Genomic DNA, 19,519 nt, shown 5'->3' on the forward strand with positions numbered 1-19,519 from the left:
CGCGGGCGCTGCGGCTGCGCGCGGGCCGCCGCCGATGATGACGGCTTGCGCGTCCTTGAGGTCGCCGGAGACCAGTTCGGTATAGGCGCCGTCCGTCGGCCCGAGCATCACCGGCACGGGTTTGGCCTGGCCGTCCTCGCCGAGCACATAGACCCGGCCCGGCATGCCCTGCTGGGGCGCGGCGCGGCCTGGCCGGCCCTCCTGCATCATGGCCTCGAACTTCGCCTTGCGCTCCGGATCGAGCACGGCTCCGACCTTCGTCACCATCTCGGTGCGGGCCTTGCGGAAGGCGGCGCGGCGCTCCTCGTCGGAGAGGCCCGCCATGGCTTCGCGGCCGCCCGTGCGGCGCTCCTGCATCACGGCGGCGATCGCCTGCTTCTGCTCCGGTGTCGGCTGCAATTCGGTCTCGATGCGCTCGCGCAGCGCCGCGCCCTGCGCCCCGCCACGGCCGCCGGCTCCTGGGCCGGCACCCTGATCCTCACCGCCGCCGCGCGCAACCACGGGCGCAGTCGCCACTGCGGTTCCGGCCGGGCGGAAGCGCAGCGCCGCGTTGGGGATGCGCAGCACGTCGCGGCGGTCCTCGGTGACGACCTGGAGATTGGCGGTCATGCCGGGCAGCAGCGCCATGTCGGCGTTGGCGACGCGGATGACGCCGGTATAGGTGACGACGTTCTGGATCGTCTGCGCGCCGAGCCGGACCATCTCGACGCGGCCCTCGAAGGTGCGGCTCGGATAGGCGTTGACCGTGAAGGTGACGGGCTGGCCGCGCTTCAGCCGGCCGACATCGGCCTCGTCGACATTGGCGTAGATGTCGATGGTGCGCAGGTCCTGCGCGATCTGGAACAGCGTCGGCGTCGAGAGCGACGCCGCGACCGTCTGGCCGAGATCGACCTGACGCTGCACGACGACGCCATCGACCGGCGAGCGGATATCGGTGCGCTCGAGGTCGATCAGGATGTCCTTGAGCTTGGCGTCGCGCTGCGAGATCAGCGCCTCGCCGGACTGGACCTGCCCCTCGGCCAAAAGGATATCGGCGTCGAGCCCGTTGAGTTCGGCCTTGGCCGAGGCGATCTGCGCCTCGCTGGAGGCCAGCGTCGCGACCTGGACCTCGACCTGCGTGCGCGCCGTGTCGAGGGCCTGCTGCGAGCCGGTGTTGCGGTTGAAGAGCTCGTTCTGGCGCTCGAAGGTGCGCCTGGCGTCGGCGAGCTGAGCGGCCGTGCGGTCGCGCTGGGCTTCGAGATCCTTGACGGTGGAGTTGGCCTTGAGCCTTGTCGAGCGGGCCCGGTCGAGCTGGGCGCGCTTGACCAGTAGATCGGCCCTGGCCTGGGCGACATCGGCCTGGGCGGCGTCGCGGCGCGTCCTGATCTGGTCGCTGTTGAGCCGCGCAACGATCTGGCCGGCCTTCACCTGCGAATTGTAGTCGGCCAAGATCTCGACGATCTGGCCCGAGAGCTGCGAGCCGACCAGCACGGTCGTCATCGGCGTCAGCGTGCCGGTTGCGCGCACGGCGGCCGTGATCTGGCCCCGATCGACCGCCGTGGTGCGATAGGCCGCCTCATTCGCCGAGCCGCCGGCGGGGCGCAGCGTCCAGTAGCCGGCCGCCACAGCCAGCACCGCCAGTCCCGATCCGATCAGCCACTTGCGCAAGGTGCGTCCCCATCGTCGCGCAGGATATCCAACCTGCGTCCAGCCCTTGGATCATGCCAGAATCGGCGGCGAACAGCGAGTTAACTTACCGCAATGTGGCGGAGAGGTTGGTGCGAGGCGATTAGGGGTTGGAAGCCCGAGGCATCCGTCAACAATGAAGCCGTCGCGCTACCCGAGCTGCCCGAGCGCAGCGTCTGCGACCGCCACGGGATCGTTGAACGTCCATCTCGGGATGGTGCGCATGCGGTCGAGGCCGGCGAAAACACCCGCAAAGCCGCCATCGGGAGATATCTCGCGGAGCACCGCATCGAATGCCTGGCCAAACCCTTTGAAGCCGTCGGCTTCCACCTCGCAGAGATGGATCTGGTTCCAGTCGATCGTCAGCGCCGGGTCGCGGTAGATCACCGCCGCCGTCTCCATCGTCCTGAAGGTGCCGATCCTGTCGGCCGCCACGAGTCTTGCGGCCGCAGGACCGATATAGCTCCGCATGATCTCACGGTATTCGTCCAGGCACGCCGGACGCACGTCGATATATTCCAGCGACACCTGCCGTTCGGGGCGATCGGCCGAGCCTGTCCAAGCGCGCGGCATCACGAAGGCCGAGGGGGTCGTCAAAAGGATCTCGGCTCGCAGCAACTGGATGTCGGCCGGCTGCTGCCTGACGACGAGATCATGGATGGCGTCGGCAGGAACGATATGGCGGAAATAGCTCAGCTCGAGATGACTCCAGACGGGCGCGTCCGAAGCATTCTGAAACACCGAGCGATGGCGATAGAGCGCTTGCCCGAGACACGTTTCGCCGTATCGCGCCCAGTTGACCGCGGCGTCCTTCAACGCCGTTTCCGACCCGGAGCTATGCGCCTGCAAGGTGCGAGCGAGAACGACAAGGCGTTCATGGGGCTCGATCCGGGCCAGATGCGTCGTGTCAAAGGGATGCGTACTGTCAACCATTGCAATCCCCAGGCCTGGAGGGAGCCACGTTAGGTTCCATGGCAAAGGCTGCAATGGGTCGATAGCGGACCAACCGGGATCGGGCCCCTAGCCAGGGCGATGGCTTAGTCGCCATTTCATCGGCCAGCGCCACCTGTTCTATAAGAGATGTTATCGGAATAAGATCATGAGGACATAAGCAGAAATGCAGATCTCGAAAATAAATAAAAGCTACATCAATTTATATGTATGAGGCCTCTTCTCAATCGAAAAGCCTTTTTTCTTGGGATCAAGGCCGTTGATCAAATCCGCTAGCAGACTGTTTTTATAATGATTTCCAAGATTCTTTATCCAAAGTGGGTTGAGAAAGCGATATCCATTCTCGAAAAAAATTCCCTGCGTTACGTAAGCCCGATTCACTTTACATTTATCCATCCGTTCTAGAATGGGATTTAGCATTTTGACCGATTTACTCGCTTCGATATAATTTGCATATGCAACCTGCCCCTCTCGACTGACATCGGTCATGGATGATGTTAGTGTCATTATCCTCACCGTCCACCATGGCACGTCACGATGTCTCGACCAATCGGCCCATAGAAATAGTTCTAAAACAGGCGCAAGTTCATCGACTGTCCACATTTCATCGACGCGCGGCGCGTTCCAGATGAACGGACTATTATATAAACCCATTACGACATCAAAATAGCTCGGCTTTTTTCCTGTTTTTTGTTGATCGTTTCGGTATGAATCGTTGAGAGCGTCTGCCGCTGCGGCCACGAAGAGGCTGATTTTCCGCTTCGCTTGTTCCGCAAACTCGCCCGGCTGCGTGCTGGTCGGTTTGAACCCGCTCGTTTCGATCAGGCTTTCGTAAACAAGCTTTACCTCTGCCTTATAGGTATCGGCGACGACCGTTTTTGTCGTTTCAGCCGCTATGGTGGCTCCCACTTTGACTGCGCCTACGGTTGCGTCGATCACGCCCTTGGCAGACGCTGCAACCATTGCCCCCGCAAATCCTCCAAGCAAAGCCGGTAGGACTATAGGAACTAGAAATTCGGCATAACTCGAAGGAGTGTTTTTGAGTTGTTCGACTTGCTCAAGCGTCAATTTTTGATTGTTGTATGCCTTATAGTAGGCTTCTACGATATAAGATACTTGTGATTCCCATTTGCTTTGCGCATAGAATAGGGCGCTATCAAGTTTCTTTCGAGCCTCAGCTATATCGCTCATATTGACCTCCCTTCATTTTTTATTACTGAAGCGATCAGGCCATATTTGTTATAAAATCCACTCCGAGCGGGATAAGTATCGATAGAATTATTCTGCCCCATTTATTGCATTTGGTCGATGCCAAGCGGTCGAGCTGATCTATTTTTCTGCATGCGTTTCTAGCAATTTTCCTACAGTCTGTCACCCTTACTCTACGGAGGTCTAATCGCTTGCCAACAGCCATCAGCCTGAATGGATATGACTACTCCTATCGCACTGCCGTAAAAAATCGTTAGTCCGGTAGGACCGCTGCTGACGCAGTCAGGACGGAGGTCCCAGAGTCGCAAGAGCGATGCGTGACGCCAACGACTTAGGACGCCCCCTACACACGACCTATGCAGCGACGATATAGGCCTAGTCTGCAACAGCCATCTTCTTGGCCGTGGTATTCGGCATTTTCTGTATTGTTGCGGTAGAGGTTGGTTATCGGCAGCTGGGGCAGGTTTACGTCCCCAGAACGCTCGTGCCGTAGTCATGATAGAAATCGAGCTAGGTCCGCTTCGGGTCGCTAGCGGATATCAACCTGAGCACGCTCTAGGTATCGTTCCTAGTCAACCCGTCCTTGCCCCCTGCGTCGCCGCCAGCAAATCCCGCAGGGTTGTGATGGTCGAGGCGTCGGCGACGCCGTCGACCTTGTCCTGGCGCCAGTGGCGCTGGAAGGCGGAGACCACGGCCTCCAGCTTCTCGTCGTAGAGGCCGTCGACCGCGACGCCGTAGCCGAGCATCGCGAACATCGCCTGCAGCGCCTCGACCGGCTGGCCTGAGTCGCCGCGCGCGAAGAAGCGGCCGCCGCGGATCGGGGGCGGTTCGCTCCAGAGGCCGACGCCGCCTTCGGCAAAATGCCGCCAGGGAAATTTTTCGCCGGGGTCGATCTTGCGGCCAGGGGCGATGTCGGAATGGGCGAGCACGCGCTCAGGGGGAATGGCCCAGCGCTCGCAGATGTCGCGGCAGAGGTTGAGCGCCGCTGCGATCTGCTCGGGGGGGAAATCGGGCAGGCCGCCGGGATGGCCGGGATTGGCGATCTCGATGCCGATCGAGCAGGAGTTGATGTCGCTCTCGCCGGCCCAATGCGAGGTACCGGCATGCCAGGCGCGGCGGCCTTCCGGCACGAGCTGGAGCGTGTGGCCGTTCTCGAAGACGAAATAATGCGACGAGACCTGCGACACCGGATTGCAGAGCCATTGCAGCGCTTCGCCGGCATCCGGCATGCCGGTGTAGTGCAGGATCAGCATGTCCGGCCGCCGGCCGGGTGCGCCTTCGCTTTCGGCAGCACCGCTTTTGCGCTCGCCGTGATTGGGGGAGGGGAAGATCTTCGCCGCGAAGCGGCTGTCGGGCGCGGTCGCGAGGCTCATGCGGGCACGCTCATGCGGGCTCGTTCGCCAGCCGTGCCGACAGCCCGCGTTCGCGCTCGATCCGGTCCCAGGCGGCGTTGATCGCGGCGAGCCGGCGCGTTGCGATCGCCACCGCCTCCTGCGGCAGGCCGCGCGCGATCTCGCGGTCGGGGTGGGTCTGCGCCACAAGCTGGCGGTAGTGCCGCTTGAGGTCGCCGTCGCTCATCTCGCGGGTTGCGCCGAGCACGAGATAGGGATCGTCGGGCCGGCGGACATGGCGGGATTCGATGCGGGCGAAATCGGCGTCCGAGGTGCCGAAGATCGCCGCCACCTCGCGCAGATAGGCGTGCTCATCCTGGTGGATCGCGCCATCGGCGGCGGCGATCAGGAAGAGCCCGTCCAGCACGTCCTCGAGCAGGGCAGGCTCGTCGCGGAAGGCATCAGTGAGCTGGCCGGCATAGGCCTCGAAACCGGCGCTGGTCTGCTTGGCGAGGTCGAACAGCATCTCGATGCGCTGGCGCTGCTCCGGCGGCACCGTGACGATGCGGTTGAAAGCGGCGACCTCGTCGCGCGTCACGACGCCGTCCGACCGCGCCATCTTGGCGGCGAGCGCGACGAGCCCGGTGGTGAAGACCAGCTCGCGCGGAGCGGGGCCGAACGGTGCACCTTCGCGGTCGACCAGGATATGGCCGGCGAGCGCGCCGACGAGCGCGCCGAGCGGGCCGCCGAGCGCGAGACCCAGACCGCCACCGCCCAGCACACCCCAGAATGACGAAACCATGATTCAGGCGTCTCCCGGTCCTGTGCTGCTGCACGATAGCGGCCAACGACAGGCCCGGACAGCCCGGCGCGGCCGCTGCCATCCGCTTTATGCGTTTGCGGGGGCAATTGCGGCCTCAATGGGGCGAAAGTCGTAAGCCGGCGTCAATACCGCAGATCGTCGGCTCGGCCTCGTGCGGTGATTCGCGCATTACAGGTTGAATACTTGCAAGCAAGTTATCGTATAGCCGCGGCCATGTAATAATTCTCGATCGAATTCCCGATCGTTGTGACAGATTCTCGTCACATTTACTGATCACTAGACTGCGCCCTTCAGCGATGTCCATGACGGAAGGGTCAGTCGATCATGCGGTATATCTCCAGCGGCGCTGCCGCCGCTTTCGCGATTTGCCTCGCGGCTCTCCAGCCGATGCAAGCTTCGGCGCAGTCCGTGGTGAATGACGAAAGCGACGCGCGTGCCTTCGCCGTGAGAGAGGGAGAACTGCGCCGCGAGAAGGCGGAGGCCGAGGCCGGCCGCGGCTCCGGCAAGACCGGGGAAACGGTGCAGGCAAACAGCGAATCGAAGGCCGCCGCCGCAGCCGGAAAAGCCGGCCGGCTCGCGGGAGGCTCGAAGGCGCTCGCGGCGCCGGCCGGATCGGACGGTCTCAAGGCGCTGGTCGCGCGTCATGCCGCCGCAAACGGCGTGCCGTTCTCGCTGGCCGACGCCATCGTGCGGGTGGAGAGCCGCTACAACCCCCGCGCCTCCAATGCCGGCAACTACGGGCTGATGCAGATCCGCCACCAGACCGCACGCGGCATGGGCTATTCCGGCGGGGCTGGCGGCCTGCTCGATGCGGAGACGAACGCGCGCTATGCCATGAAGTATCTGGCGATGGCCTACCGGGCTGCCGGTGGCGACACCTGCCGGACCATCATGAAATATCAGAGCGGTCACATGGCCGAGCGCATGAGCGGCGCCAACCGGACCTATTGCGCCAAGGTCCGTACGATCACGGCGCATAGCTGAACGGTCTTTTGGCCGCGGCCTTGACGCTGGCGCCGCGAACGCGCACTAGCCCTCCCGCCAGTCGGCCGGACGGCCGCTCTCGTTCGCGAGGGAGGAAAGTCCGGGCTCCACGGAAACACGGTGCCGGATAACGTCCGGCGGGGGCGACCCCAGGGAAAGCGCCACAGAGATCGAACCGCCTGCGGCCGAAAGTTTCGGCTTCCTTCCGCAGGTAAGGGTGAAAAGGTGCGGTAAGAGCGCACCGCGGACCCGGCAACGGGGACGGCATGGCAAGCCCCACCGGGAGCAAAACCGAATAGGGACGATGCTTTCCGCGCAAGCGGGGAGGGGCCTGTTTCTGGGCCTTGTCGTCCGGGTTGGTTGCTCGAGGCACGCAGCAATGCGCGTCCCAGAGGAATGGCCGTCACGTTGCGGGAGCAATCCTGCAGCCATCCAGAACCCGGCTTACAGGCCGACTGGCAGTTCTACTCGGGCGGCCGGCTGAAGCGACGTGCTGCGCTTCCGGTGCTCACGGACGAAAGTCCGCTCCGCTCCGGTTCTCACACATCACTCCATCCGGCTCGCCCGAGCGAACTGCCCGCAGCGCAACCCGAAAGCGTACTGTTCGGCTTAAGCGGCGATCAGGCGACCTGCAGGTCGACCGGGATATTGCCCCTCGTCGCGTTGGAATACGGGCAGACGATGTGGGCCTTCTGGACGAGGTCCTCGACGACGGCCTTGTCGACGCCCGGAACCGAGATCGTGAGCTTGACCTCGAGGCCGAAGCCGCCGCCATCGTCGCGCGGGCCGATGCCGACATCGGCGCTGACCTTGGCGTCATCGGGAATCTTCACCTTCTCCTTGCCGGCGACGAACTTCAGCGCGCCGAGGAAACAGGCCGAATAGCCCATCGAGAAGAGCTGCTCGGGATTGGTGCCGTCGCCACCGCCGCCGCCCAGTTCCTTGGGCGTGTTGAGCACGACGCTGATGTTGCCGGTGTCGGTCGCGGCCTTGCCTTCGCGGCCGCCGGTGGCGGAGCCGTGAGCGGTGTAGAGGATCTTCATCGGGTCTCTCCTTGGCTTGGGATCGGTCTGGGGACCGGGCTTGCCCGCCCTTGACGGCGGGAGCGACGATCAGCGAGCTTGCGTGAGTGATTTAGATCGTGCACAATTGAATTGTCAACGATCAAATCGACGTCGATCACGTCCAGTTGATCGCGAGGGCGGACTTGGCCGGCATCGGCTAGGCTGGTCCGCGGCGTCTGCAACCGAACAGGGAAGCCATGACAGAGACGAAGGTTCCCGAACGGCGCACGGCGAGGTTGGAGGAACAGCTTTGCTTCGCCGTCTATCAGGCCGGCCATGCCTTCACCCGGATGTACCGGTCGGCCCTGGCCGAACTCGGCCTGACCTATCCGCAATATCTGGTCATGCTGGCGCTCTGGGATGGCGATGGCGTGACGGTCAAGGCTCTGGGCGAACGGCTCTCGTTGGATTCCGGCACGCTGACGCCGCTGCTGAAGCGGCTGGAGGTCGCCGGCCTGATCCGGCGCGAGCGCAGCCGCGAGGATGAGCGGCAGGTCCTGCTGCATCTGACGGAGGCAGGCGAGGCGCTGCGCGAGAAGGGCGGCTGCGTGCCCATGACGATGGGCCGGGCCATCGGCGATGCCGTGCATCCCGATGGGCGTTTGCTCGGCGATCTCAAGCGCCTTCGCGATGCGCTGCTTAAAGCCGCCGACCAGGACTGACCGCGCGAAAAAACTTTAGTGCTGCGCTGCCGCCGCCAGCGGCCTCGCGAGGGAGTTCGCATGCCGGTCCGGCAGGAAATCCTGCGCGGTTACGGATACTTAACCTTAACGGGCTGTGATGCTTCGAGGCTCCCGGAGCCATGCCTTCTCACGCTCGATTCCATTGACGCCCATAAAGACCCATGCTATCCCAAATCATCCCGTCGAAGCCGGCAGGCGACAGTCAGATCAGGGTCCGTGTGCCGCGCGGATTCCGGTCGACCCTCTCGCTTTGCCTGCTTCGACGGGAGGCTTCGGCCTCGCCAGTTCCGCGGCGAGGCTCGTGCGTCGAGAACAGGCCGGGGGGCGGCGTTGACGGACCGCTTCGTCTCGAATTTCACCAACCGGCTGGATGCCAAGGGGCGGGTCTCGATACCCTCGAGCTTCCGCGCCGTCTTGGCGAAGGACGGCTACGAGGGTCTCTACGTCCACCCGGCGCTCGATCTCGCCGCCTTCGATGCCGGCGGCCATGCGCTGCGCAAAACCATCGACGACATCCTCGCGCGCTTCTCGCCCTTCTCGGAGGAGTGGGAATCGTTGTCGACCGCGCTGAACGGCACCTCGGAGGTGCTGAAAATCGATCCGGAAGGGCGCATCATGCTGAGCGAGGCGCTCAAGGCTCATACGGGGATCGTCGATACGGTGACCTTCGTCGGGCACGGCCACAAGTTCCAGATCTGGGAGCCGCAGCGGTTCCAGGCGCATCTCGATGCGGCGAAGGCGAAGCTGCGCGACGTGAAGCGTGCGCTCAGTTCGCAAGCTCTCTCGCCGGGCGGAGTCGCGGGCGCATGACGAGCCGCGACGACACGGCCGCGGCCGGCCCGGGCCATCCTGCACCCGGGCTGCATGTGCCCGTGCTTCTGGCCGAGGTTCTGACGGCGCTCGCGCCCAAGGCCGGTGGGCACTATCTCGACGGCACCTTCGGGGCAGGCGGCTATGCACGTGCCATTCTCGAAGCCGCACCGGACGCCACTTTGCTCGCGCTCGATCGCGACCCGACGGCGATCGCCGGCGGTGCCGACCTCGTCGCGGCGATGGCCGGCCGCCTGACGCTGTCGCAGGCGCGCTTCGGCGAACTGGCGGAAGAGGCCGAGCGCGTCGGGATGGCGCCGCTCGACGGCGTCGTGCTCGATATCGGCGTCTCCTCGATGCAGATCGACCAGGCGGAGCGCGGGTTCTCGTTCCGCTTCGACGGCCCGCTCGACATGCGGATGAGCAGCACGGGCCAGAGCGCCGCCGACCTCGTCAATGAGGCGGAGGAGGGGCTGCTCGCCAATATCTTCTATCATTACGGCGAGGAGCGGCGCTCGCGCGCCGTGGCCCGCGCCGTCGTCGAGGCCCGCCGCAAGGCCCCGCTGACGACGACCAAGCAACTCGCCGATCTTGTCGCCAGCATCGTCTGGGCGGAGCCCGGCGGTCCGCATGCGGCAACGCGGGTGTTCCAGGCGCTGCGTATCGCGGTCAATGACGAACTTGGCGAACTGGTTTCGGCGCTGCATGCGGCCGAGGCCGTGCTGGCGCCGGGCGGACGGCTCGTCGTCGTGACCTTCCATTCGCTGGAAGACCGGATCGTCAAGCAGTTCCTGACCGAGCGTTCCGGGCGTGCGCCGGCCGGCTCGCGCCATGCGCCCGTGGTCGACGTGGCGCGGCCGACCTTCAGCCTGGTCAGTCGTGGGCCGGTCGCGGCGTCCGAGGCCGAGATGCGGATCAACTCGCGGGCGCGGTCGGCGAAGCTCAGGGCAGCCGAGCGCAACGCCGCGCCGGCTCGGGAGCCTGAGCCCGATCTCGTCGCGCTTGCCGGCATTCCTGCGCCGCAGCCTCGCCGGAGGACCTAGAGCATGATCAAGCTGCTCCATGTCATCGCCATCGGCGCGCTGGTCTCATCGGCCTTCTATGCCTACGGGATCAAATACGAGACCACGCTCGAGGCCGAGCAGCTCCAGAAGATCCGGATGAAGGCCCAACGCGAGCGCGACGCCATCGCCGTGCTGAAGGCCGAATGGCAGTATCTCAACCGCCCCGACCGGCTGCAGGCCTTGGCCGACCGCCATCTCGACCTGCAAGCCTTCTCGGTGACGCAGGTCGTGCGCGCCTCCGACATTCCCAATCGCGGGCCGAAGGTCGATGCGATCGGCCGCAAGCTCGAAGACCTCGGGCTCGGCATGCCGACCGAGACCCCGAAGGATCGCAAGGCTAGCGCCACCACGCCGGGAGGCCGTCCATGAGCGAAGCAAAGACCCGGAGCGAGGCAACAGCCCAGGCTGGCGGCCCCGAAGGCGAACCCGCTCCCGCCCGCCGCTTCTCGATGCTGCGCGACGTCTTCCGGATGAGCGGCGAGAAGAGCCAGCCGCGCGTCGGCCTGGTGATCCTCGGCTTCTCGGCGCTCTTCCTGGCCATCACCGGCCGCCTCGTCATGCTGGGGGCGTTGCCCAACGAGCAGGTCGGTCTGCGCCGCGCCACCACGACCGCGATCTCGGCGGCACGGCCCGACATCGTCGACCGCAATGGCGACGTGCTCGCCACCGACATCCGCACCGTCTCGGTCTTCGCCGAGCCGCGCAAGATCGTCGACAAGGACGAGGCGACGGAACTGCTCACCGCCGTCCTGCCCGAACTCGACGCCAAGGATCTGCGTGACAAGCTCAACACCAAGAAGGGCTTCGTCTGGGTCAAGCGCGAGATCACGCCGCGCCAGCAGGTCGAGGTCCATCGTCTCGGCATCCCCGGTGTCGGCTTCGTGCCGGAGAACAAGCGCGTCTATCCCAACGGCACGGCCGCGGCGCATGTGCTGGGGTTCGCCAATGTCGACAATGTCGGCATCGCCGGCATTGAAAAATACATCGACTCGCAAGGGCTCCAGGACCTGAACGGGGCGGGGCTCGCGACCCAGGCTTCCGATCTGAAGCCGATGGCTTTGTCGGTCGACCTGCGCGTCCAGCATGCGCTGCGCGACGAATTGTCGAAAGGCATGGAGAAATACAAGGCGATCGCGGCGGCCGGCGCGATCATGGACGTCAACACCGGCGAGATGATCGCGCTGGTCTCGCTCCCGGATTTCGATCCCGGCAATCCTGTCGACGCGCTCGAGAAGGACCGCATCAACCGGATGAGCGTCGGCGTCTACGAGATGGGCTCGACCTTCAAGGCGCTGACCGTCGCGATGGCGCTGGATTCGGGCAAGGCCAACATCAATTCGAGCTACTCGACCGCCGGCGGCGCGATGCATTTCGGCCGGCAGGTCATCAAGGAATACCATGGCACCGGCCGCACGCTGACGGTGCCGGAGGTCTTCCTGCATTCGTCGAACATGGGCTCGATCAAGATGGCGCTGTCGGTCGGCGTCGAGGGCCACAAGGCCTTCCTGCGCAAGATGATGCAGCTCGATCGGATGCCGACTGAGCTGCCCGAGAGCGCGGCTCCGATCGTGCCGGGACGCTGGGGCGAGATCAACACGGCGACGATCGCCTTCGGCCACGGCCTCGCGGTCGCGCCGATCCAGGCGATGGCGGCGGTGGCGGCGCTGGTCAATGGCGGCACGCTGATCACGCCGACCTTCCTGAAGCGCTCCGAGGACGAGGCCAAGAAGGGCGGCGTCCGCGTGATCAAACCCGAGACCTCCGAGGCGATGCGCTACATCATGCGTCTCAATGGCGAGAAGGGCTCGGCCCGCAAAGCCAATGTCGAAGGCTACTTCGTCGGCGGCAAGACCGGCACCGCCGAAAAGGTCATCAACGGCCGCTATGCCAAGAACAAGAACTTCACGACCTTCACGGCGATCGCGCCCTCCGACAAGCCAAAATACCTGTTCCTGGTGATGTATGACGAGCCGAAGGGCTATGCCGAGAGCGGCGGCTATTCGACGGCCGCCTGGAATGCCGGCATCACCACGGGCAGGGTGATCGAGCGCACGGCGCCGATCCTTGGCCTGCCGCCGCGCTTCGAGCCACCGGTTGCGCCCTTCCCGCTGATGGCGCGACTCGGGGCCTGGGGCACGCGCTGAGGCTTGCCGCCAGTACGCCGGCACGATACGAGCGACGATGACACAGCCCCTGAGCCTCGGCCGCCTATTTCCAGGGGCCTTCGCCACCGACGCATCGCAGGTGGTCTCCGGCGTCGCCTTCGACAGCCGCAAGGTCCAGCCCGGTCAGGTCTTCGTCGCGCTGGCTGGCGCCAAGGCCGATGGCGCGCGCTTCATCGCGGACGCGGTCGCAAAGGGCGCCGTTGCGGTCGTCTCGGGTCAGGCGCGGCCGGCCGACCTCGATGGCTCCGTGGCCTTCGCTCAGGTCGGGGACCCGCGGCTTGCCTTGTCGCTGGCCGCGGCCGTGGTGCATCCGCGCCAGCCCGGCACGATCGTCGCGGTCACCGGCACGAGCGGCAAATCCTCGGTCGCCGATTTCACCCGCCAGATCTTCCAGGCGCTCGGGCATGAGGCCGCCAGCCTCGGCACGATCGGCGTCGTGACCTCGAAGGGTGCCGATTACGGCTCGCTGACGACGCCGGACCCGCTCTCGTTGCACGCCTCGCTCGACAGGCTGGCAGGCGACGGCGTGACGCATCTGGCGATGGAGGCCTCCTCGCACGGCCTCGACCAGCGTCGGCTCGACGGAGTCAGGCTGAAGGCCGGTGCGTTCCTCAATCTGGGTCGCGACCACCTCGACTACCATCTGACCGTCGCAGACTATCTCGCCGCCAAGATGCGGCTCTGGGCGCTGCTGCCAAAGGGCGCGCCGGTCGTGATCAACCGCGACGAGCCTTATGCGGAGGAAGCCGCGCAGGCGGCGACCGCGGCGGGGCATCCGCTGATCGGCATCGGCCGCAAGGGCGAGACGGTCAGGCTCGTCGAGAGTGTGCGCGAGGGGTTCTCGCAGCGGCTGACGTTGGCGGTGGAGGGGCGCGAGCTTGCCGTGTCGTTGCCGCTGGTCGGTGATTTCATGGCGGGCAATGCGCTGGTGGCTGCCGCGCTCGCGATGGCGACCGGGGACGAACCGGTCGCGGCTCTGCGGGCGATCTCCGGGCTGACCGGCGTCGTTGGCCGACTGGAACGCGTTGGCGAGGCTCGTGGCGGGCTTGTCGTGGTCGATTACGCCCACAAGCCCGATGCGCTGTCCGCCGTGCTCTCGACGCTACGGGGCTATGCCTCGGGGCGGCTGATCTGCGTCTTCGGCTGCGGCGGCGACCGCGACACCGGCAAGCGCCCGCTGATGGGCGCGATCGCGGCGCAGAAGGCTGACATCGCCATCGTCACCGACGACAACCCGCGCAGCGAGGACCCGGCCGCGATCCGGGCTCAGGTGCTGGCTGCCTCGCCGAAGCTGCGCGAAATCGGCGACCGCGCCGAGGCGATCAGGGCGGCTGTGCGCATGCTTGGAACCGGCGATGTTCTGGTCGTGGCCGGAAAGGGCCATGAAACCGGCCAGATCATCGGCGACCGAACCTATCCTTTTTCCGACCAGGACGTGGTGCGGACAGCTATTGCGGAGATCGCAGGATGAGCGCGCCCCTCTGGAGCGGAGACGATCTGGTCGCGGCCATGAGCGCGCGGGTCGAGGGGGCTGTGCCCGCGGCCGTCACCGGCGTCTCGATCGACACCCGCACATTGGAGCCCGGCGACGCCTTCTTCGCGATCACCGGCGAGGCCCGCAACGGGCATGATTTCGTGGCGGGCGCCCTGGAGAAGGGCGCGGCGCTCGCCGTCGTCGATGAGGCGCATGCGGCGCAATTCGCCGGCAAGGGCGCGCTCGCGGTGGTGCCCGACGTGCTCAAGGCCATGGAGCAGGCTGGCAGCGCGCGACGTGCCGAGCTCAAGGCGGGTGTGGTCGCCGTCACCGGTTCGGTCGGCAAGACCGGCACCAAGGACGCGCTGCGGCTGGTGCTGTCGCGGCAGGGCAAGACCCATGCGCCCGTCGCCTCCTACAACAACCATTGGGGCGTGCCGCTGACTTTATGTCGGACTCCCAGCGACATCGCATACGGGGTCTACGAGATCGGGATGAACCATCCCGGCGAAATCCTGCCACTGGCGAGGCTGGTCCGTCCGCAGGTCGCGATCATCACGACGATCCAGCCGGTGCATCTGGCGGCATTCGAGTCGCTGGAAGGTATCGCCGAGGAAAAGGCTGGCGTCTTCTGGGAGCTCGAACCGGGCGGCACGGCGATCGTCAACGCTGATATCCCGCAGGCCGATCTGCTCGAACGGATCGCCAGATCGGGACCGGCCGGCCGCGTGATCCGCTTCGGTGAAAGCCCCGGTGCCGATGTCCGGCTGATCTCCTGTGCGCTCAAATCCGATGTCTCGACCGTCGATGCCATGGTGATGGGCCAGCCCGTGACCTATCGGCTCGGCAGCCCGGGCAAGCATATCGTGCTGAATTCGCTGGCCGTGCTCGCCGCCGTGACCGCGCTTGGCGCCGATCTCGCGCTGGCTGCGCTGGCTCTGGGCGACCTCAAGCCCCCGGCGGGGCGCGGGGCGCAGCAGAGGCTCGAAGCGCCGGGCGGCACCTTCACCCTGATTGACGAAAGCTATAACGGCAATCCGGCCTCGATGCGGGCGGCGATCGAGAATCTGGGCCGGATTCCGGTCGCGGGCCGGGGTCGCCGGATCGCCGTGCTCGGCGACATGCTGGAGCTTGGACCGACAGGACCGGAGCTGCACAAGGGTCTCACTGAAGCGATCATCGCCAATGGCGTCGATACGGTTTTTGCCTGCGGGCCGCTGATGCGCGGACTCTATGACGGCTTGCCATCGACCCTGCGGGGGGCTTATGCCGCGCAGGCGAGCGGGCTCGAACCCCTCGTGCTGGATGCGATCCGGGCCGGTGACGTCGTCACGGTCAAGGGTTCGCTGGGCACGCGCATGGGGCCGATTGTCAAGGCGATCGTGGCGCGCTTTCCCGCCGTGCCGGCGCAAGACTAGAACAAGAGACGTAAAATCAGATGCTCGTCTGGCTCGCCGATTTTTCCGGCACGTTCCCGATCCTGAACGTGTTCCGCTACATCACCTTCCGCGCCGGTGGTGCGACCGCGACCGCGCTGCTGGTCGTGTTCTTCTTCGGGCCGGCGGCGATCTCCTGGCTGCGGCTGAAGCAGGGCAAGGGCCAGCCGATCCGCACGGATGGGCCGGAAACCCACCTCGCCAAGCGCGGCACGCCGACCATGGGCGGGCTGATGATTCTCGGCGGATTGCTGGTCGCGACTCTGCTCTGGGGCAATCTGCGCAACCCCTATGTCTGGGTCGTGCTGGGCGTGACGGTGAGCTATGGCGCGATCGGCTTCTATGACGACTTCCTGAAGGTGACGAAGCAGTCCCACAAGGGCTTCTCAGGCAAAGCCCGGCTCGGCTTGGAGATGGTGATCGCGCTCGTTGCCTGCTGGATCGTGATGCAGCTCGGGCCGCCGGGCATCGCTTCCGGCTTTGCCATGCCCTTCCTCAAGGAGCTGGTGATCCCGCTCGGCATCGCGTTCCCGCTGGTGACGGCCTTCGTCGTCGTGGGTGCCGGCAATGCGGTGAACCTCACCGATGGTCTCGACGGTCTCGCGATCGTGCCGGTGATGATCGCGGCGGCGACCTTCGGCTTCATCGCCTACCTGACCGGCAACGCGATCTTCGCCAACTATCTCCAGATCCACCATGTGCCGGGCGCGGGCGAGCTCTCCGTGGTCTGCGGCGCGGTGATCGGCGCCGGCATCGGCTTCCTCTGGTTCAACGCGCCACCGGCCCAGATCTTCATGGGCGATACCGGCTCGCTGGGCCTGGGCGGCCTGCTCGGCGTCGTCGCGGTGGCGACCAAGCACGAGATCGTTCTGGCCATCGTCGGCGGGCTCTTCGTGATCGAGGCGCTCTCGGTGATCATCCAGGTCTTCGTCTACAAGCGGACCGGCAAGCGCGTGTTTTTGATGGCGCCGATCCACCACCATTTCGAGAAGCTGGGTTGGACCGAGCCGCAGGTCGTGATCCGGTTCTGGATCATTTCCGTCGTGCTGGCGCTGATCGGCCTGTCGACCCTGAAGCTGCGCTGATCATGACTCCGGTTACCTGTTTCAAGGGAACGCGCGTCGCGCTGTTCGGGCTCGGCGGTTCGGGGCTTGCCACGGCGCGCGCGCTGCAGGCCGGCGGTGCCGACGTGGCCGCCTGGGATGACAGCCAGGCCAGCCGCGACAAGGCTGCGGCGCAGAGCATTCCGGTTGTCGATCTCATGGGCGCCGACTGGTCGGGCTTCCACAGCCTCATCTTGGCGCCGGGCGTGCCGCTGACCCATCCGGTGCCGCATTGGACGGTGGTGAAGGCGAAGGCCGCCGGCATCGAGGTCATCGGCGATATCGAGCTGTTCTTCCGCGAGCGGGCGACGATCGCGCCCGCCGCCGCCGTGGTCTGCATCACCGGCACCAACGGCAAATCGACGACGACGGCGCTGATCGCCCATGTGCTGCGCTCTGCGGGTCGCGACGTGCAGATGGGCGGCAATATCGGCACGGCCGTGCTGGCGCTGGAGCCGCCGGCCGAGGGGCGCATCCACGTCATCGAATGTTCGAGCTACCAGATCGATCTCGCGCCTTCGATGGAGCCTACGGTCGGTATCCAGATGAACCTGACGCCGGACCATCTCGACCGGCATGGCACCTTCGAGGCCTATGGTGCGATCAAGGAGCGCCTCGTCGCCAGCGCCGATGTCGCGGTGATCGGCGTCGATGACGAGGCCTCCAAGCAGATGGCGCGGCGGCGCGCCGCCTCCGGGCGAAAGCTGGTCAAGATCAGCGGCGAGCAGCCGCTCGACGATGGCGTCTTCGCAGGCGTCACCGCCAATGCCGGCACGCTGGAAACACGGATCGTCCAGGTGCTGGACGGCAAGCCGCGCATCGTCGCCAATATCTCCGGCATCGGCAGCTTGCGCGGCTCGCACAATGCGCAGAACGCGGCGGCCGCCTTCGCCGCCTGCTTCGCGCTGGGCCTGAGTGCAGACGAGATCGCGGCCGGCTTTCGGAGCTATCCCGGCCTTGCCCACCGCATGGAGGAGATCGGCCGGATCGGCCGGGTTGTCTTCATCAACGATTCCAAGGCGACCAATGCGGATTCGACCGAGAAGGCGCTGACCTCCTTCCGCGACATCTTCTGGATCCTCGGCGGCAAGGCCAAGGACGGCGGCATCGAGTCCCTACGGCGCTATTTCCCCAACATCGCCAAGGCCTATCTGATTGGCGCCGCGAGCGATCTCTTCGCCGCGACCTTCGACGATGACGGCCGCGTCACTTACGAGCGCAGCGGCACGCTGGACATGGCGGTGGCCGCTGCGACGCGCGATGCGCTCGCCAAAGCGGGTGAGGGCGAGATCGCCGTGCTGCTCTCGCCGGCCTGCGCCTCCTTCGACCAGTATCCGAATTTCGAGGTACGCGGCGAAGCGTTCAGGGCGCTGGTGGCGGCGCTGCCGGGTTTCGAGGCGTTTGGGGCGAAGTAGTGACCCGCGCCTGGTCCGGCAGGCCGCGGAGGTATGGCGGCCATTCGCCCTGTCGCTGGCCCTCGAGCGTCAAACACGACATGGCTGCAGGGTGACCCGGCTCGTTCGGGCGCCGACCGAGTGAGGACCAGGATGAGCACCGCCCCGAATTTCGACGAGCAGATCGACCGCCGTGGCACCCATTCGGCCAAATGGGACATGATGGAGCCGATCTATGGCGTGCCGGCCTCCAGCGGCATCGCGATGTGGGTGGCCGACATGGACTTCCGGCCGCCGGCCTGCGTGCAGGCAGCGGCTGAAGGCATGGTGGCGCATGGCCTCTACGGCTATTTCGGCGATATTAGGGCCAATCACGACGCCATCCGCTGGTGGATGAAGAACCGCCATGGTTGGGAGGTCGAGGCCGCCGCGATCTTCACCACGAACGGGCTCGTCAACGGCACCGCGCTTTGCGTCGACGCCTACACCAAGCCCGGTGACGGCGTCGTCCTGATGACGCCGGTCTATCATGCCTTCGCCCGCGTCATCGCGGCGGCCGGCCGACGTGTGGTCGAGTGCGAACTCGCGATCGAGGATGGCCGCTACGTCCTCGACACCGCCGGCTGGGATGCGCAGATGACCGGCAGTGAGCGGATGCTGGTGCTGTGCTCGCCCCATAATCCCGGTGGCCGTGTCTGGACCGGCGACGAGTTGCGCGAGATCGCGGCGTTCTGCACGCGCCACGACCTGATCCTGGTCTCGGACGAGATCCACCACGACCTGGTCATGCCCGGCCACAAGCATACGGTCATGGCGCTTGCAGCGCCGGAGATCCAAGACCGGCTGGTGATGATGACCGCCACCACCAAGACCTTCAACATCGCCGGTTGCCATGTCGGCAATGTCATCATCCCCGACACGGCGTTGCGGGCCCGCTTCCAGGCCAGTATCAATGCGCAGGGCGTCTCGCCCAACACCTTCGGCATGGTCATGGCGACGGCGGCCTACAGCCCCGACGGCGCGGCCTGGGTCGATGCGCTGGTCGCCTATCTCGACGGCAACCGGCGGCTTTTCGAGGAGGGTCTCGCTACAATTCCGGGCCTTCACCCGATGGCGCTCGAGGCGACCTATCTCGCCTGGATCGATTTCGCCGGGACCGGCATGGCGCCGGCCGAATTCACCGCCCGCGTCGAAAAGCAGGCGCTGATCGCAGCCAATCATGGTCCGAGTTTCGGCGCCGGGGGCGGTACGTTCCTGCGCTTCAACCTCGCGACGCCGCGTGCGGTCGTGGCGGAATCGGTGGCGCGGCTGAAGCAGGCCTTCGCCGATCTGCAATAGCGATCGCGCGCTTCGGAATCATTCC

17 protein-coding genes and 1 other RNA gene are annotated in these 19,519 nt (G+C 65.6%); 12 read left to right on the forward strand and 6 right to left on the reverse strand.

The window, feature by feature from the left end:
• The 5 genes from AC1DYU_RS00005 to AC1DYU_RS00025 form a co-directional block, all read right to left on the reverse strand.
• The coding region (locus AC1DYU_RS00005) for a hypothetical protein (RefSeq protein WP_476789875.1) at nt 1-1,647 on the reverse strand (1,647 nt) is incomplete at its 3' end.
• A 168-nt stretch (nt 1,648-1,815) separates the two neighbouring features.
• Nucleotides 1,816-2,481, reverse strand: coding sequence for a hypothetical protein (locus AC1DYU_RS00010; RefSeq protein WP_476789876.1), 666 nt, complete (start codon nt 2,479-2,481; stop codon nt 1,816-1,818).
• A 327-nt stretch (nt 2,482-2,808) separates the two neighbouring features.
• A complete protein-coding gene (locus AC1DYU_RS00015; protein ID WP_476789877.1) occupies nt 2,809-3,807 on the reverse strand; it encodes a hypothetical protein in 999 nt (332 codons plus the stop codon).
• Between the two features lie 590 nt (nt 3,808-4,397).
• Nucleotides 4,398-5,198 carry a peptidoglycan recognition protein family protein gene (locus tag AC1DYU_RS00020; RefSeq protein WP_476789878.1) on the reverse strand — a complete coding sequence of 267 codons (801 nt, stop codon included), beginning with the start codon at nt 5,196-5,198 and terminating at the stop codon, nt 4,398-4,400.
• A 10-nt stretch (nt 5,199-5,208) separates the two neighbouring features.
• The gene (locus tag AC1DYU_RS00025) at nt 5,209-5,958 is read right to left on the reverse strand and encodes a TerB family tellurite resistance protein (RefSeq protein WP_476789879.1); all 750 of its coding nucleotides are present in this window, start codon (nt 5,956-5,958) and stop codon (nt 5,209-5,211) included.
• A 345-nt stretch (nt 5,959-6,303) separates the two neighbouring features.
• Here AC1DYU_RS00025 and AC1DYU_RS00030 point away from each other — a divergent pair, with 345 nt between their 5' ends.
• Together AC1DYU_RS00030 and rnpB are read left to right on the forward strand one after the other, a co-directional pair.
• Entirely contained in the window at nt 6,304-6,963 is a 660-nt protein-coding gene (locus AC1DYU_RS00030) for a transglycosylase SLT domain-containing protein (protein WP_476789880.1), read from the forward strand.
• Nucleotides 6,964-7,020: 57 nt separating this feature from the next.
• Nucleotides 7,021-7,426, forward strand: an RNA gene (gene rnpB, locus AC1DYU_RS00035) — RNase P RNA component class A.
• A gap of 157 nt (nt 7,427-7,583) precedes the next feature.
• Here rnpB and AC1DYU_RS00040 read toward each other — a convergent pair.
• Nucleotides 7,584-8,006, reverse strand: coding sequence for an organic hydroperoxide resistance protein (locus tag AC1DYU_RS00040; RefSeq protein ID WP_158485954.1), 423 nt, complete (start codon nt 8,004-8,006; stop codon nt 7,584-7,586).
• A 218-nt stretch (nt 8,007-8,224) separates the two neighbouring features.
• Between AC1DYU_RS00040 and AC1DYU_RS00045 the strand changes: the two genes are divergently transcribed.
• The 10 genes from AC1DYU_RS00045 (at nt 8,225) to AC1DYU_RS00090 (ending at nt 19,494) form a co-directional block, all read left to right on the forward strand.
• On the forward strand, nt 8,225-8,689 hold the full coding sequence (locus tag AC1DYU_RS00045; protein ID WP_476789881.1) for a MarR family winged helix-turn-helix transcriptional regulator: 465 nt from the start codon (nt 8,225-8,227) through the stop codon (nt 8,687-8,689).
• 351 nt (nt 8,690-9,040) lie between these two features.
• Entirely contained in the window at nt 9,041-9,520 is a 480-nt protein-coding gene (locus AC1DYU_RS00050; RefSeq protein ID WP_476789882.1) for a division/cell wall cluster transcriptional repressor MraZ, read from the forward strand.
• On the forward strand, nt 9,517-10,563 hold the full coding sequence (gene rsmH, locus AC1DYU_RS00055) for a 16S rRNA (cytosine(1402)-N(4))-methyltransferase RsmH (protein WP_476789883.1): 1,047 nt from the start codon (nt 9,517-9,519) through the stop codon (nt 10,561-10,563). Before AC1DYU_RS00050 ends, rsmH begins: the two co-directional genes overlap by 4 nt.
• 3 nt (nt 10,564-10,566) lie before the next feature.
• Complete coding sequence (gene ftsL / locus AC1DYU_RS00060; RefSeq protein ID WP_158485950.1) at nt 10,567-10,953, forward strand: cell division protein FtsL; 387 nt, start codon at nt 10,567-10,569, stop codon at nt 10,951-10,953.
• Nucleotides 10,950-12,728 carry a peptidoglycan D,D-transpeptidase FtsI family protein gene (locus tag AC1DYU_RS00065; protein ID WP_476789884.1) on the forward strand — a complete coding sequence of 593 codons (1,779 nt, stop codon included), beginning with the start codon at nt 10,950-10,952 and terminating at the stop codon, nt 12,726-12,728. Before ftsL ends, AC1DYU_RS00065 begins: the two co-directional genes overlap by 4 nt.
• Nucleotides 12,729-12,765: 37 nt before the next feature.
• Nucleotides 12,766-14,220: a UDP-N-acetylmuramoyl-L-alanyl-D-glutamate--2,6-diaminopimelate ligase gene (locus AC1DYU_RS00070; protein WP_476789885.1), complete on the forward strand. Its 1,455-nt coding sequence runs from the start codon at nt 12,766-12,768 to the stop codon at nt 14,218-14,220.
• Nucleotides 14,217-15,641 (forward strand): UDP-N-acetylmuramoylalanyl-D-glutamyl-2,6-diaminopimelate--D-alanyl-D-alanine ligase, encoded by a 1,425-nt coding sequence (locus AC1DYU_RS00075; RefSeq protein WP_476789886.1) that lies wholly within the window; start codon nt 14,217-14,219, stop codon nt 15,639-15,641. Before AC1DYU_RS00070 ends, AC1DYU_RS00075 begins: the two co-directional genes overlap by 4 nt.
• Before the next feature lie 20 nt (nt 15,642-15,661).
• Nucleotides 15,662-16,744 carry a phospho-N-acetylmuramoyl-pentapeptide-transferase gene (mraY, locus tag AC1DYU_RS00080; protein ID WP_158485946.1) on the forward strand — a complete coding sequence of 361 codons (1,083 nt, stop codon included), beginning with the start codon at nt 15,662-15,664 and terminating at the stop codon, nt 16,742-16,744.
• A 2-nt stretch (nt 16,745-16,746) separates the two neighbouring features.
• The gene (murD, locus tag AC1DYU_RS00085) at nt 16,747-18,177 is read left to right on the forward strand and encodes a UDP-N-acetylmuramoyl-L-alanine--D-glutamate ligase (protein ID WP_476789887.1); all 1,431 of its coding nucleotides are present in this window, start codon (nt 16,747-16,749) and stop codon (nt 18,175-18,177) included.
• Between the two features lie 132 nt (nt 18,178-18,309).
• Nucleotides 18,310-19,494 carry a MalY/PatB family protein gene (locus AC1DYU_RS00090; protein ID WP_476789888.1) on the forward strand — a complete coding sequence of 395 codons (1,185 nt, stop codon included), beginning with the start codon at nt 18,310-18,312 and terminating at the stop codon, nt 19,492-19,494.
• Nucleotides 19,495-19,519: the final 25 nt, after the last annotated feature.

The sequence above is a fragment of the Allobosea sp. P2_B12 genome (assembly GCF_056404835.1).

What these genes read in the sequence shown, in the direction of transcription:
- AC1DYU_RS00075 (WP_476789886.1), top strand. Translation starts at nt 14,217, where the DNA reads ATGAGCGCGCCCCTCTGGAGCGGAGACGATCTGGTCGCGGCCATGAGC.
- AC1DYU_RS00030 (WP_476789880.1), top strand. Translation starts at nt 6,304, where the DNA reads ATGCGGTATATCTCCAGCGGCGCTGCCGCCGCTTTCGCGATTTGCCTC.
- AC1DYU_RS00040 (WP_158485954.1), bottom strand. Translation starts at nt 8,006, where the DNA reads ATGAAGATCCTCTACACCGCTCACGGCTCCGCCACCGGCGGCCGCGAA.
- AC1DYU_RS00015 (WP_476789877.1), bottom strand. Translation starts at nt 3,807, where the DNA reads ATGAGCGATATAGCTGAGGCTCGAAAGAAACTTGATAGCGCCCTATTC.
- ftsL (WP_158485950.1), top strand. Translation starts at nt 10,567, where the DNA reads ATGATCAAGCTGCTCCATGTCATCGCCATCGGCGCGCTGGTCTCATCG.
- AC1DYU_RS00065 (WP_476789884.1), top strand. Translation starts at nt 10,950, where the DNA reads ATGAGCGAAGCAAAGACCCGGAGCGAGGCAACAGCCCAGGCTGGCGGC.
- murD (WP_476789887.1), top strand. Translation starts at nt 16,747, where the DNA reads ATGACTCCGGTTACCTGTTTCAAGGGAACGCGCGTCGCGCTGTTCGGG.
- AC1DYU_RS00025 (WP_476789879.1), bottom strand. Translation starts at nt 5,958, where the DNA reads ATGGTTTCGTCATTCTGGGGTGTGCTGGGCGGTGGCGGTCTGGGTCTC.
- rsmH (WP_476789883.1), top strand. Translation starts at nt 9,517, where the DNA reads ATGACGAGCCGCGACGACACGGCCGCGGCCGGCCCGGGCCATCCTGCA.
- AC1DYU_RS00045 (WP_476789881.1), top strand. Translation starts at nt 8,225, where the DNA reads ATGACAGAGACGAAGGTTCCCGAACGGCGCACGGCGAGGTTGGAGGAA.
- mraY (WP_158485946.1), top strand. Translation starts at nt 15,662, where the DNA reads ATGCTCGTCTGGCTCGCCGATTTTTCCGGCACGTTCCCGATCCTGAAC.
- AC1DYU_RS00020 (WP_476789878.1), bottom strand. Translation starts at nt 5,198, where the DNA reads ATGAGCCTCGCGACCGCGCCCGACAGCCGCTTCGCGGCGAAGATCTTC.
- AC1DYU_RS00090 (WP_476789888.1), top strand. Translation starts at nt 18,310, where the DNA reads ATGAGCACCGCCCCGAATTTCGACGAGCAGATCGACCGCCGTGGCACC.
- AC1DYU_RS00070 (WP_476789885.1), top strand. Translation starts at nt 12,766, where the DNA reads ATGACACAGCCCCTGAGCCTCGGCCGCCTATTTCCAGGGGCCTTCGCC.